At 66.7% G+C, this 13,642-nt stretch carries 9 protein-coding genes; 7 read left to right on the top strand and 2 right to left on the bottom strand.

The genetic code is table 11. The features are described 5' to 3' along the window. The first annotated feature begins 82 nt into the window (after positions 1 to 82). The 3 genes from hpf to secA all read left to right on the top strand — a co-directional run bounded on the left by hpf (position 83) and on the right by secA (position 4,839). Complete coding sequence (gene hpf, locus ACLQ7E_RS08355) at positions 83 to 793, top strand: ribosome hibernation-promoting factor, HPF/YfiA family (RefSeq protein ID WP_411732118.1); 711 nt, start codon at positions 83 to 85, stop codon at positions 791 to 793. 24 nt (positions 794 to 817) lie between these two features. Beyond that, positions 818 to 2,038 (top strand): winged helix-turn-helix domain-containing protein, encoded by a 1,221-nt coding sequence (locus ACLQ7E_RS08350; RefSeq protein WP_411732117.1) that lies wholly within the window; start codon positions 818 to 820, stop codon positions 2,036 to 2,038. Between the two features lie 77 nt (positions 2,039 to 2,115). Continuing rightward, positions 2,116 to 4,839 (top strand): preprotein translocase subunit SecA, encoded by a 2,724-nt coding sequence (gene secA, locus ACLQ7E_RS08345; protein ID WP_411732116.1) that lies wholly within the window; start codon positions 2,116 to 2,118, stop codon positions 4,837 to 4,839. On the opposite strand, the gene ACLQ7E_RS08340 is transcribed toward secA, so the two are convergent. Further along, positions 4,836 to 5,519, bottom strand: coding sequence for an Rv3235 family protein (locus ACLQ7E_RS08340; protein WP_411732115.1), 684 nt, complete (start codon positions 5,517 to 5,519; stop codon positions 4,836 to 4,838). The genes secA and ACLQ7E_RS08340 overlap by 4 nt on opposite strands. 61 nt (positions 5,520 to 5,580) lie before the next feature. After that, a complete protein-coding gene (locus ACLQ7E_RS08335; protein WP_411732114.1) occupies positions 5,581 to 6,366 on the bottom strand; it encodes a LysM peptidoglycan-binding domain-containing protein in 786 nt (261 codons plus the stop codon). A gap of 120 nt (positions 6,367 to 6,486) precedes the next feature. Here ACLQ7E_RS08335 and ACLQ7E_RS08330 point away from each other — a divergent pair, with 120 nt between their 5' ends. From ACLQ7E_RS08330 to ACLQ7E_RS08315, 4 genes are all read left to right on the top strand, one after another. Then, positions 6,487 to 7,032 (top strand): hypothetical protein, encoded by a 546-nt coding sequence (locus ACLQ7E_RS08330; RefSeq protein WP_411732113.1) that lies wholly within the window; start codon positions 6,487 to 6,489, stop codon positions 7,030 to 7,032. A 191-nt stretch (positions 7,033 to 7,223) separates the two neighbouring features. Next, positions 7,224 to 7,880, top strand: a complete 657-nt coding sequence (locus ACLQ7E_RS08325; RefSeq protein WP_411732112.1) for an SAF domain-containing protein — start codon at positions 7,224 to 7,226, stop codon at positions 7,878 to 7,880. Further along, entirely contained in the window at positions 7,877 to 9,127 is a 1,251-nt protein-coding gene (locus tag ACLQ7E_RS08320) for a CpaE family protein (protein WP_411732111.1), read from the top strand. The genes ACLQ7E_RS08325 and ACLQ7E_RS08320 overlap by 4 nt, the downstream gene beginning before the upstream one ends. A 105-nt stretch (positions 9,128 to 9,232) precedes the next feature. Further along, positions 9,233 to 13,642: NAD-glutamate dehydrogenase (locus ACLQ7E_RS08315; RefSeq protein WP_411732110.1), on the top strand; the 4,410-nt coding region annotated here is incomplete at its 3' end.

Genomic DNA, 13,642 nt, shown 5'->3' with positions numbered 1-13,642 from the left:
GGAAACGAACCCATCTTCAGCGACCGGAAGGAGTGAATTCCTCGGTCGCTGATGTGTCACCTGAGCAATGATGGAGGACACCATGGAGATGACGATCAACGGACGCAATGTCAGTGTTACGGATCGGTTCCGCGAGTACGTGGACGAGAAGATCGACAAGGTCGATCAGCTTGCAACGAAGATCCAGCGCTTGGACATCAAGGTCACCAAGGAGCAGCACGCACGCAACGCGGACACTGCTCTGACCGTCGAATTGACGGTCCTGGGCCGTGGCCCCGCGATCCGCGCCGAGGCCAAGGCCGCGGACAAGTTCGCCGCCTTCGACACCGCGTTCGCAAAGCTTCTCGAACGTTTGCGCAAGGCAAGGGATCGTCGCAAGATCCACCACGGACGCCAGACCCCGACGGCCGTCCACCAGGCCACCAGCCGCCTAGAACCGGCCGACAGCTCGCTTCCGCTGCACGAATCGACGCGCCTTGCCCAGCAGGACGAAGAAGCCCGACAGGCCGCCGACGCCAACCAGAACGGCGCGCCGCCCATCGAGATCCGCCGCAAGGTCTTCCCTGCGGAGACCATGAGCGTCGACGATGCCGTTGACCGCATGGAAATGATCGGGCACCCCTTCTATCTCTTCGTGGATGCGGCAACCGGGGCACACTCGGTCGTCTACGCCCGCAAGGGCAAGGGCAACCAGCAGTACTCCTACGGCACCATCACCCTGGACCCGGACGCCACCGATGAGGCGACGCTGGAGACACGCCGATACCGCGATCCGGAACCGGCCAACGCCTAGCACCGCGGGACCTACGATGGGTTCATGAGCAGGATTCTTTCCGCATCGCAGGCCCGTCGGATCGCCGTGGCAGCCCAAGGGCTGCATAAGGTCCGGCCCACCGCACCAATCAACCTTGGAGCGGTGGGCCGGACCTTTGCGCGTCTGGAACTGATCCAAATCGACTCGGTCAACGTCCTGGCCCGTGCCCAGTACCTGCCGATCTTTTCCCGGCTGGGTCCCTACGCCCCGGACCTGCTGGATCGGCTCGCTGTGCAACGCCCGCGGAAGGTCGTTGAATACTGGGCGCACGAGGCCTCGCTGGTGCGCAGCGAACATTTCCGCGACCTCGTGCCGTGGCAACAACGTTCATGGCCCGGAAGCATGAAGACCATCGACGACAACGGGCGCGCGCTGGCGCTCCGGATCCTGGATCTGCTCGCCAAGGGCACGGCGCTGACCTCCCGTGAGGTCTCCGCTGAACTTGGCCACGAGCACGTCAGGGACCAGGAGAATTGGGGTTGGAACTGGTCCGCGGTCAAGCGCGCCCTGGAGGCATTGTTTGCGGAGGGAATGATCAGCACCGAGGGCCGGAATGGTGCGTTTGAACGCCGCTACACCTCGCTGCACCGGGTGTTCCCCGAACCCCAAGGCCCCGCGACGGAACAAGAGCGCCGCCGGGGGATGGAACGGCTGCTGCTGGCCGCCGCCAGGGCACACGGGGTGGGCACCGTGCATTGCCTGGCCGACTATTTCCGGCTGCCGCTGCGCCAAAGCGCCGAGGTGCTTGAGGACTTGGTCGGGAACGGGGTCCTGGAAAAGGTGGGCGTGACCGGGCTGCAGGACACCTTCTATCTGTTGCCCGGCACCGTTGTTCCCCGGGCCGCCGCCGGAAGGGCACTGTTGGGCCCTTTTGACTCGATGGTGTTCAACCGCCGCCGCATCGAAAAGCTGTTCGGGTTCACCTACCGCCTGGAGATCTACACCCCCGAGGCCAAACGCGTCTACGGATACTACGTCCTTCCCTTCCTGCTCGGCGAACATCTGGTCGCCCGGGTCGATTTGAAGGCAGACCGGGCCAACAAGCAGCTTCTGGTCCGCGGGGCCTTCGCAGAGGCCGGCGCTCCGGGGAACACCGCGGCCGAACTGGCGTCCGAATTGCGCCTCATGGCGCGTTGGCTGGGGCTCGGCGAGGTGGTGGTTTCGGCACAGGGGAATCTGGCAGCAGCCTTGGAGTTTTCACTAAGCTCGCCTGAATCCAGCTAAAAGCCACAGGTGAAAGCAATCTCTCACGTAGACTGAACACGCCAGAATTCCTGTGCTTGAGATTTGGGAGCTGCCTCGTGGCATCACTGCTTGAACGTATCCTGCGTACCGGCGACAAGAAAACGCTGAAGACGTTGCGGGGATACGCAGACGCCATCAACGTGCTTGATAGCGAATTCCGTGCCCTCAGCGATGCGGAGCTGCGTGGTGAAACAGACAAGTTCAGGGCGCGCATCGCCGACGGCGAGTCCTTGGACCACTTGTTGCCCGAGGCATTTGCCGCGGTCCGCGAGGCCGCCGACCGCACCCTGGGCATGCGCCACTTCGACGTCCAGCTTATGGGCGGCGCCGCATTGCACATGGGCAACATTGCCGAAATGAAGACCGGCGAGGGCAAGACCCTGGTCGCCACCGCTCCGGCCTACCTCAACGCCCTGAGCGGCAAGGGTGTCCACGTGGTCACCGTCAACGACTTCCTGGCCGAGTACCAGTCGGACCTGATGGGACGCGTCTACCGCTTCCTTGGCCTGACCAGCGGCTGCATCCTGTCCAACCAGGACCCGGAGATGCGGCGCAAGCAGTACGAAGCGGACATCACCTACGGCACGAACAACGAGTTCGGGTTCGACTACCTGCGCGACAACATGGCCTGGAGCTCCGACGAGCTCGTCCAGCGCGCCCACAACTTCGCCATCGTCGATGAGGTCGACTCGATCCTCATCGACGAGGCCCGTACCCCGCTGATCATTTCCGGTCAGGCCACGGGAGACGTGAACCGCTGGTACACCGAATTCTCCAAGCTGGTCGCCCGCCTGACGCTCGACGTCGACTACGAGATCGACGAGAAGAAGCGCACCGTCGGCGTGCTGGAACCGGGCATCGAACAGGTCGAAGACTACCTGGGCATCCACAACCTCTACGAGGCTTCCAACACCCCGCTGATCGGGTTCCTGAACAACGCGATCAAGGCCAAGGAACTGTTCAAGAACGACAAGGACTACGTCGTGATCAACGGCGAGGTCATGATCGTCGACGAGCACACCGGGCGTTCGCTCGCCGGGCGCCGCTACTCCGAGGGCATGCACCAGGCCATCGAGGCGAAGGAAGGGGTGGAAATCAAGGCCGAGAACCAGACCATGGCGACGGTGACCTTGCAGAACTACTTCCGCCTCTACAAAAAGCTTTCGGGCATGACCGGTACCGCGCAGACCGAGGCGGCCGAATTCATGGGCACCTACAAGCTCGGCGTGGTGGAGATTCCCACCAACAGGCAGTTGTTGCGCAAGGACCAAGCGGACCTGATCTACAAGAACGAGATCGCAAAGTTCGATGCGGTGGTGCAGGACATTGCCGAGCGCCACGCCACCGGCCAGCCGGTGCTTGTGGGCACCACCAGCGTGGAGAAGAGCGAATACCTGGCGCGGCTGCTGGCCAAGCAGGGCATTCGCCACGAGGTACTCAACGCCAAGCAGCACGCCCGCGAAGCGGCGATCGTGGCCCAGGCAGGCAAGAAGGGCTCCGTCACGGTGGCCACCAACATGGCCGGACGCGGCACCGACATCATGCTCGGCGGCAACGCCGAGTTCCTGGCCGTCGCCGAGATGGAACGCCGCGGACTTGACCCGGAGACGAACTCCGAGGAATACGAGCGCGTCTGGGACGACGTCTTTGCCGCCGCCAAGAAGCAGGTGCACGCCGAGGCCCAGGAAGTCTCCGACGCCGGCGGACTCTATGTGCTGGGCACCGAACGCCACGAATCCCGCCGCATCGACAACCAGCTGCGTGGCCGTTCGGGACGCCAGGGCGACCCCGGCGAGTCGCGCTTCTACCTGTCGATGACCGATGAGCTGATGCGCCGCTTCAACGCCGGCGCCGCCCAGCGCATCATGAACAACCCCTCGATGCCGGACGACGTGGCCCTGGAATCCAAGATCGTTTCGAAGGCCATCGAGACGGCGCAGGCACAGGTAGAGGGCACCAACGCCGAGCAGCGCAAGAACGTGCTGAAGTACGACGACGTGATGAACCGCCAGCGCGAGGCCATCTATGGCGACCGCCGACGCATCCTCGAGGGCGGGGACCTGCATGAAAAGGTCGCGCACTTCCTCGAAGACGTGGTCAAGGCCATGGTCACCGAGGCCACCGGCGAGGGCCACGCCGAGGACTGGGACCTGAAGCGGCTGTGGGTGAACCTCAAGCAGCTCTACCCGATTTCCATCACCCTGGAGGAGGTCGCCGAGGAGGCCGGGCACCACGACGCCATCACTCCCGAGCTGCTCGAGCGTGAAATCCTCTCCGATGCACGCCTGCAGTATGCGGCACGCGAGGAAGCTGTCGGCCAGGAAAACATGCGCGAGCTTGAGCGTCGCGTGGTGCTGTCGGTCATCGGCCGCAAGTGGCAGGAACACCTCTACGAGATGGACTACCTCAAGGAGGGCATCGGCCTGCGCGCGATGGCCCAGCGCGACCCGTTGGTCGAGTACCAGCGCGAGGGCTTCCTGATGTTCCAGACCATGATGGAATCCATCCGCGAGGAAAGCATCGGCATGCTCTTCAACATCGAGGTGGAAACCCGGCAGGCCCCGGCGATTTCCCTGCCCGGTGTCACCGACGCCCGTTCCATGACCAGCGAACCGGTGCTGAACACCCCGGGGCTCGATGCCCCCGCCCGCCCTGCCACCCTGCGCTACACGGCGCCGGAGGAGAGCGGCGAGGCGGCCACCCACACCGAGCGCACGTCCGGTGCGGAATCCACGAAGCCGGCCGGCGGAAACAAGAAGAAAAAGGGCAAGCGCCGCTAACCGATTTCAAGGGCGGTAACCTGCCAGCGTCCGTGCCACCGTTCTATTCTGAGGGCGGTGGCACGGACTTTTTGCATGTCCCGCAGGATCACGGCGGCCTCGAAGACCAGTGGCAGGACCTGGGTGATGCGCATGCGCATCACCCGTGGATTGGAATAGCAGCAGGCTTCCGGGTCGGTCCGATGGACCGCGCCCAGACGCATGTGCTGTTCCAGTTTGCTCATGCACGTGGGGCTCAGGGCGTGATGCAGCTGGCGTGCCGGGCGGGCGCCGGCCAACACCTCCAGGACCGCGGGTGCGGCCGCGTGCACGATCGCCGCAACGGACTCCTCCACGCTCAACAGCGCATTCGTGGGTGGGAAAAGTTGTTCAAGGACAAGCCGGGCCGCGGGGTTGGGGGTCGTTTCCGGAAAATCGTTCTCGAATTCGCGCCCGAACTCCGCGTGGAAATCGGCTTCGAGCTCCGCCGGTGACAAGAAGCTGCGCGGCGGTGACTCGGTTCCGGGTTCGGGACGGAGACCACGCCGCCGGCGAGGTGCCGCGCCCGCGCGCAGTGCCTCGGGGAAGCGCCTGACCTTGTTCGGCGGCGCGGTGGCATCACCTGGCGTTGCAAAGACGTTCTCATGCAAGAGCAACGGCTCGGCGTTCGCGGTGGACGGCATGATCGCTGTGAGGGACATGGTGGGCTCCTGGTGGGCGGATGGTGCAAAAGGTCGGAGGGGTGGTTGGCGGGCCTGCGGGTCAGGACCGCAGCGGCGCGGTTCGCGGTGCCTCGAGCACCATGCCGACGTCCAGCCGGTTGGGGTCCGGGCCAATGAGTCGGCGGTTGGTTGCGTACCAGCGCGGCCAGGCGGCGGAGATTTCCTCGGCGGTGGCGTCGGCCGGCAGGTTCCGGGCGGCAATGGCCCAGAGGCTGTCGCCGGGGCGCACCACCACTTCGGCGGCCGTGCGTGTGTTGCCGCCCCCGACGAGTCGTTGCATCGGCAGCGGAACGCGGTGGGGGACCCATCCGGGGCTTAGCAATTCCGTCTCGACGCCGGCCGGGTCCACGGATCCGGGAGGCCGTGCCTCGGCCTCGTGGACCAGGCCGGCGTCAGGAGCAACCTCCCGGTCCGGTTGCGGCAGCGTGGGGGCGGCAACGGCGACGCCGGCGCTGGCGGGTCCGGCGCCGACGGAACCGGCTGCAAGCACAATGGATCCGCCCAGGCCCGCCAGTGCCAGCCGGGCAACGAATCCGGGAACGAGGCCGGCGAGGGTCACTGCCTGGCGTCGGTGGCCGCGGGCGGAGGCCAGGCGGGCGACCACGGCCAGCCCGAGGCACGCCAGCAGCCAGGCGAGGATCAGCCCTCCCAGCAGGCCCAGGGCCAGTCCCGTGAGTTGTTCCAGAGACCGTGCATCGAGCATGGTTTCGGTGAAGGAGCGCGTTTCCAGCGAGCGCCAGATGCCCATGCTTGCGCCAAGCATGCCCAGCGACAGGGCGACGACGCCGGTGACGGACAGGGCGTCGCGGACGTCTTGGGGGCGCATGTTGGTCTCCTTGGATACTGTTTGATGTCATTTGTTGTTGTTTGTAACAGCATGATGACACTTCATGATTGAGGAATCTAGGGGGTAGGCGGGAAACTTTTGAGCATCTAGGGTGTGCTCATGAGATGGGAATCGCTTTTTGCGGATCTTGAAGCGCAATTCGAGGCCGATGAAGCCCGCAACCAGAACAGTGAAATCCAGGAATTCGTGCGGATCGAACGTGCCCGAGAGACCCTGATGCAGCGACTGGCCCGGCACCTGGACACGCGCATCGATGTGCAGCTGCTCGGGGCGGAACGCATCGGCGGACGGCTGGCGGGCATCGGCAAGGACTGGCTGGTGCTCCACCACGGCGGCAGCGAGGAGCTTATCCCCATCCAGGCGTTGGCCTGGTGGACAGCACTCGAGGCTGGAAGCGGGTCCCCGCCGGGGGAGCGCCGGGTCGGATTCGCCCAGGCGCTGCGCGTGCTGGTGCGCGATCGCGCCAGGATCAGCATTGGCGGGGTCGACGGCCAGCTGTTGGCCAGCGGAACCCTGGATCAGGTGGGCCAGGACTTCCTCGAGGTGGCGCTGCATTCACGCGACGAATTCCGCCGGTCCACCGTGCTGCTGGGCCGGACCGTGATTCCCTTCGCTGCGCTGGCCCGGGTGCGCCGCGAGGAGTGAAGGTCCGCCGGGTAGTTATCCACCATTGTTGCGCGCCCCCTGTTCACCGGTCGCCGACGCGGCGTAGGGTGGCCCCCAAGGATCGGAAAGGGACCAGTGGTCCCGTGGTTGGAGCATTCCATCAATCGTGCGAGCCGGGCAACAGACGGATCACCACGTGCGGGGATGGGCGGCGGAGGGGGCATTTGGACATGGACAAGGCGCACGATCAGGTGGCCGTGGCGGCAAGCCGGCTGGGCAAACCGAGCTGGAAGGACCCCCGGTTGCTGCTGGGCATCCTCATCGTGCTGGCCTCCTGCGTCGGGGTGGTTGCCCTGACCAGTTCCATGGACCGCACCACGCCCATGTATTCGGCCAAGTCGGACATTTCCCTGGGTGAGGAAATCACCGCGGAGAAACTCAACGTCGTCAACGTGAAGCTTGACGCGCTGGAGGCGGGCTATGTGCCTGCGGACGCGGGCCTGCTGGCCGGGAAGAGGGCGAATTCCCTGATCCGCGCCGGTCAACTGCTTCCGCGCAGCGCGCTGGGCCTGGACGACGGCACCAACCGCCGCCCGGTGTCCATGGACCTGCCCGATGCCCTGCCCTCGGCCATCACCTCCGGGGCCCATGTCGATGTCTGGGTGTCCCTCAAGGACCGCTCAGCCAACGCCTACGCCCCGCCCACCCTGCTGCTTCCCGCAGCGGAAGTCACCGCTCGCACCGAACGCGCCACAGGATTCGGCGGCACGGCCGGAACCCTGGTCGAGATCCTGGTGGTGGACACCGGGCTGGCCGATCTGCTCGAGGCCATGGCCAACGACGCCCGCATCACCGTGGTCTTCAACCCCGGGGCCAGTGCATCATGAACATTTCCGTGGTGGTGCACGGGGACGACGGCACCGTGGTGGACCGGCTGGAGAGCCACCGCGGCGTGCTCACCGTGGCCCGCAGCTGCGCCGAGATCACCGAGGTGATTGCGCTTTGCGAAACCGGGCTGGCCGATGCCGTGATCCTGGCCGGGCCGCCGGAAGAGGTGGAAACCCAGGACATCGATGCGATGATCGAGCGCGGCGTGCCGGTGGTGGTGCTCTGCGACGACGCGGCACAGGGCAAGCGGCTGGGTGCCGCCGGCGCCTACGTGGCCGCGACCGACACCCCTGCGGCCGAGCTGGGCATCCTGGTCGGCCGGGCCCGCGCCGAGCTGGGACACCGCGAGCGCGGCCCGAATCAGGCCCAGGCGAGCGAACCGGCGAACCGGGCAACCCAGAAGCGCGCCCGCGTCGTGGTCTTCTGGGGCCCTGTCGGATCCCCGGGACGGTCCCTGCTGGCGCTGAACTATGCCGTGGAATGCGCACTGGGCGAGCAAGAGGTGGTGCTGCTGGATGCCGACACGTACGGAGCCAGCCAGGCGGTGCAGCTGGGCCTGCTCGACGAGGCCGCGGGTATCGCCCAGATCTGCCGCACCGTGGATTCGGGCAGGTTCGATGCCACGAAGCTGGAACGCATCTGTGCGCCGGTGGTGATCGCCGGGGCCCGCATGCGCGTGGCCACCGGGCTGCCGCGCGCCAGCCGCTGGCCGGAGCTGCGCCCGACCGCGTTGCGGCGTGCGGTGTTGGCGCTGCAGGAGGGCTGCGACACGATCGTCATCGACGTCGCGGCCGCCCTGGAGCTCGACGAGGAACTTTCCTTCGACACGGCGGCACCGCAACGCAACGGCGTCACCGCTGCGATGCTGCGCATCGCCGATGAGATCTACGCGGTGGGCGCGGCGGACAGCATCGGGGTGCCGCGACTGATCCGGGCGCTGGAGGAAATGCACGAGGTGCTGGGGGAGCTGGCGGTGAAGGTGCTCTTCAACAAGGTTTCCGCGGCCAACGTGGGTGCCTCCCCGCGCCAGGCGCTGGCCGAGACGTGGGCGCGCTTCGGGCCCGAGGTCCCCGTCGCGGGGTACCTGCCCCACGACCCCGCGGCGGTCGACGCCGCCCTATTGGGAGGCAGCGCCCTAGCAGAAATCGCCCCGCATTCCGGACTTCGGGTGGCGATCGCGGCCCTGGCCGGACACCGGATCAAGGCCAAGGCGCCCATCTTGCGCCGCTTCACGCCTTCGATGTGACGTTCGTAACCTGGCGGGATAGTGTTGTAACACAAGCGGTTCGCAACGGCGCGAAACGCACACTCGATCCACGGAGGCGTTCTTTTGAACTCGTCGGAGTCCAGCATGTCCGAAACTTTCATCGCTGAGACACTCACGCCCGATTTGGTAAGTACCTACTACGGGCAGTTGGCAGCTGAGGACGCGGCGGCATACTCGCCGCAGAAACTTGAATCGCGGGTGGGGGCCCACCTGGCCGTAGGCTGGAAGCGGGAACCGAAGACGGCCCGCGTTGCGGTTACCCGACATGCAGGAACGACCATGGCTTACGTGGTCACCGACGACATGCCGTTCCTGGTCGACTCGGTCACCGCTGAAATCGTGCGGGAAAAACTCGCCATCAACGTGGTCGTGCACCCCACGTTCCTCGTGGCCCGCGACGCTTCCGACGGACACGTCACCAACTTCCACACCGTTTCCGCAAACAGCCACCTGGCCAGCGGCGACACCGCCGCCATGCCTTCGATCTCCGCACTGGTCGCCGAAAACCGCGACACCGCCATCGAATCGTGGATTTCCGTGGAACTGGGCGGGGACCCGAGCGACGAGGCCGTCTCCGCGCTGGTCTCCGGGCTCGAGCGCATCCTGAAGGACGTGCGGGCAGCCGTGGAGGACTGGGTGCCGATGCGCAACAAGGTCCATGAGATCGCCGACTCGCTCTCCGCCGTCACCGGCGCGGGCGACATTCCCGACCTGGGTGCCGCCATTGACCTGCTGCACTGGCTGGATGACGGGAACTTCACCTTCCTGGGATACCGCGAATACGACCTGATCAACGAAAACAACGAAGACGTGCTGCGCCTGCAATTCGAATCGGGCTTGGGGCTGATGCGCAATGCGGTCCCGGTAAGCGGCCTCCAGCACCTGACCAAGCGCGGCCGGGCCATGGCCCGCGACAAGCGTGCACTGGTGATCACCAAGGCCAACTCCCGCTCCACCGTGCACCGCGGGATCTACCTGGACTACGTGGGTGTCAAGCGCTTCGACGCCGAGGGCAACGTCAACGGCGAACGCCGATTCATCGGGCTCTTCGCCTCCAGCGTCTACACTTCCTCTGTGCGCAGCGTCCCGGTGGTCCGCGAGAAGGTCGAGGCCGTGCTCAAGCGCGCCGGGTTCGCCCCCGATTCGCACTCCGGCAAGGACATCGTCACCATCATGGAGACCTACCCGCGCGACGAGCTCTTCCAGATCTCCGTGGCGGACCTCACCACCACGGTGCTGGGCATCCTGCGCCTGCAGGAACGCCGCCGCACCTCGCTCTTCCTGCGCCCCGACGTGTACGGGCGCTTCATGTCCGCGCTGGTCTACCTGCCGCGCGACCGCTTCACCACCGGCGTGCGCCTGCGCATCGAGAAGGAGCTCGGCGCTGCCTTCAATGCCGAGTCCATGGACTTCGAGACGCGCATGAGCGAATCCTCGCTGGTCCGGCTGTTCTACCGGATCCGCCTGCAGCGCCACGGGCTGACCCCGGTGGTGGACCGCGCGGCGCTGGAAACGCGCCTCGTCGCCGCCGTGCGCTCCTGGTCCGAGGGAATCGCCGTGGCCGCCAATGAACGCTACGGTCCCGAGCAGGGCACCGAACTGGCCGCCAGCTGGGCCGAGGCCTTCCCGGCCGCCTACCGCGTCGAGTTCGAGGTCGAGGACGCACTGGCGGACATCGAGCGCTTCGGCGTGTACGAACAGCCCGGCCATGCCGGGCCGGTGGTGAGGTTCTACGTACCCGAGGTTGACGAGGACTCCGAAATCAACGCGCGGATGAAGCTCTACCTCACCGCCCCGCTCTCGCTCTCGCGGATCCTGCCGGTGCTGCAGGACCTGGGTCTGGAGGTCATTGACGAGCGTCCCTTCGCCGTCAGTCCCTCCCGCGCCGATGAACGCTACCTCTACGACCTCGGCCTGAAGTTCCCCGCCGGGATCGACCCGATGGAGGCCGAGCCGCTGCTCGCCCAGGCCTACAGCGCCATCGTCACCGGGGAGGCCGAGTCCGACCACATGAACCGCCTGGTGCTGCTCGAGGGCGTGTCCTGGCGGCAGGTCGCGCTGCTGCGCGCCTACTCGCGGTACCTGCACCAGCTGGGCATCTCGAACTCCTACACCTTCATGTCCGACGCCCTGGTGGGCAACCCGGAGGTCACCCACGGGATCATCGCGCTCTTCGAGGGCACGTTCGACCCGGCCCTGGGTGCCGAGGAATCCGCCTGGGCGATCGAGGCCGCCCACGCGGTGCTTGCCGAGGCCCTGGAAAAGGTGCCGACGCTGGATGCCGACAAGCTGCTGCGCCGCTTCGTGAACCTCATCGAGGCCACGCTGCGCACCAACTACTACAACGATCCGACCGCGCTGGCCTTCAAGCTGATGCCCGGGAAGATCACCGACGCGCCGTTCCCGCGCCCCAAGTACGAGATCTGGGTCTGCTCCCCGCGCCTCGAGGGCGTACACCTGCGCTTCGGCGAGGTCGCCCGCGGCGGCCTGCGCTGGAGTGACCGCCGCGAGGACTTCCGCACCGAGGTGCTGGGCCTGGTCAAGGCCCAGATGGTGAAGAACGCGGTGATCGTGCCGACCGGCGCCAAGGGCGGCTTCTACGCGAAGCAACTGCCCAACCCCGTCGTGGACCGCGGCGGCTGGCTGGAAGAGGGCAAGGCCGCCTACCGCATCTTCATCCGCTCGCTGCTGGAAATCACCGACAACCTGGTCGCCGACGAAAACGGCGAGCGGGTCGTGCCGCCGGCCAACGTGGTGCGCCTGGACGGGGACGACACCTACCTGGTGGTCGCCGCCGACAAGGGCACCGCGGCCTTCTCGGACATCGCCAACGCGATCTCCGCCGACCGCGGCCACTGGCTGGGCGACGCCTTCGCCTCCGGCGGCTCGGTGGGTTACGACCACAAGGCCATGGGCATCACCGCCCGCGGCGCCTGGGAATCGGTCAAGCGCCACTTCACCGAGTTCGGCGTCGACACCCAGACCCAGGAGTTCACCGCCGTCGGCGTGGGCGACATGTCCGGGGACGTGTTCGGCAACGGCATGCAGCGCACCCGCACCATCAAGCTGCTGGCAGCCTTCGACCACCGCGACATCTTCCTGGACCCCAGCCCGGAGCCGGGAACCTCGTTCGACGAGCGCCAGCGGCTCTTCGAGCTGCCCCGCTCCTCCTGGGCCGACTACAACAAGGACCTGATCTCCGCCGGCGGCGGGGTGTACTCCCGAGCGCTGAAGTCCATCCCGATTTCCCCCGAGGTGCGCCAGGTGCTGGGCCTGGGCACCACGGTCAGCTCCATGGCCCCGAACGAACTGCTCAAGGCCATCCTCGGCGCACCGGTGGACCTGCTCTACAACGGCGGCATCGGCACCTACGTCAAGGCCTCGGACGAGTCGCACGCCGAGGTGGGGGACCGCGCCAACGACGCCATCCGCGTGGACGGGGCACAGGTCCGCGCCCGCGTCATCGGCGAGGGCGGAAACCTGGGCCTGACCCAGCGCGGGCGCATCGAGGCGGCGCTGCACGGGGTCATCCTGAACACCGACGCCATCGACAACTCCGCCGGCGTGGACTGCTCGGACCACGAGGTCAACATCAAGATCTTCGTGGACCGCATGGTCGTTGCCGGCAAGCTGGGGGCCGGTGAGCGTGCCGAATTCCTGCACTCGATGACCGACGAGGTCTCCCGCCTGGTGCTGAAGACCAACTTCGACCAGAACGTGCTGCTGCTCAACGACAAGCAGGAACTGGCGGCCATGTCCCCTGCCTACGAACGGCTCATGGACTGGCTGGAGGAACATGCGGAGCTGGACCGGGACCTGGAATTCCTGCCCTCCACCGAGGTGCTCGAGGACCGGCTGTCCGCCGGCGGTTCGCTGACCACCCCCGAGCTGTCGGTGCTGGTGGCGTACGCGAAGATCCAGCTGGCAGGGGCGTTGGCGGCGTCCGACCTGCCCGATGACCCGCACTTCGCGGCCACGTTGCGCAACTACTTCCCGACCCAGCTCGCCGAGCGCTTCGGCGCGGAGCTGGCTAACCACCCGCTGCGCCGCGAGATCATCGCCACGGTGGTGGCCAACGACATGGTCAACATCGGCGGCACCACCTACGCGTTCCGGGTCATGGAGGAGACGGGCGCCGACGAGGCGCAGGTCGCCAAGGCCTTCGTGGCGCTGCGTGAGATCTACTCCTTCGACGAGCAGATCGCTGCCATCAACGAGCTGCCAGCTTCCTTCGACGCGCAGCACTGGTGCCGCCTGCACCTGGACCTGCGCCGGCTGCTGGACCGTGCCACCCGCTGGTACATCCACCACGTGGACCGCGAGGAGCCGGTCGACGGCGCCGTGGCCAAGCTTGCACCGACCGTGCAGTCGTTGCGCCCGCAGGTCGGCTCGTTGCTGCGCGGGGTGGACGCCGAGCGCGGGGGCGGCCGGGGGGGCCCCGGCCCCCCGGGGGGGGGGGGGGCCCCCCCCCGCCCCCCCGGGGGGGGGGCGCAA

Source organism: Paeniglutamicibacter sp., from assembly GCF_046714615.1.
Classification (GTDB): Bacteria; Actinomycetota; Actinomycetes; order Actinomycetales; family Micrococcaceae; genus Paeniglutamicibacter.
This window is presented reverse-complemented; position numbering and strand designations above follow the sequence as displayed.